Annotated in this window: 2 protein-coding genes; both read left to right on the plus strand. The window is 46.0% G+C overall.

What is annotated here, in order from left to right; translation table 11 throughout:
* Positions 1-371: lytic transglycosylase domain-containing protein (locus R8O11_RS31210; protein WP_318195389.1), on the plus strand; the 371-nt coding region annotated here is incomplete at its 5' end.
* Positions 372-384: 13 nt separating this feature from the next.
* Positions 385-520 (plus strand): Trp family transcriptional regulator (locus R8O11_RS31215; protein WP_318195390.1); only part of this gene is annotated, 136 nt, incomplete at its 3' end.

A 520-nucleotide genomic window follows, 5' to 3' on the forward strand; every position in this document is an offset into this window, starting at 1 on the left:
TGGAAATCATGCCAGCGACTGCGAAGTACACGGCACGTAAATACAAGCTGACTTATCAAGGTAGCGATGCTTTATACAACGTCGGCAAAAACATCGAGATTGGCAGCCATTATCTGCAAGGTTTGCTAGAGGATTACGATAATAATCGTATTTTTGCGCTCGCCGCTTATAATGCTGGCCCTAACCGAGTAAAAACGTGGCGAGAGCGAACCCAAGGCAAAGTGGACGCATACGCCTTTATTGAGGCGATTCCATTTAACGAAACTCGTGGGTATGTGCAAAACATTCTGATGTTTGAAACCTACTATCGTGATCTTTTGGGTATCGACGGCGCGTTCTTGAATCAACACGAGATCAATACCAAGTATTGAGTGAGGTAACTTGATGTCACACGAACCCGAGTACAGAGACTGGCAACAGATTGTCGAGCTAATCCGATCCAGCGTGGATAGCCAGCAACATGAGATGTTGTTAACCATGCTGATGACACCTGATGAGAGGGAATCATTAACTGCACGCG

Source organism: Vibrio sp. 1288 (genome assembly GCF_033344475.1).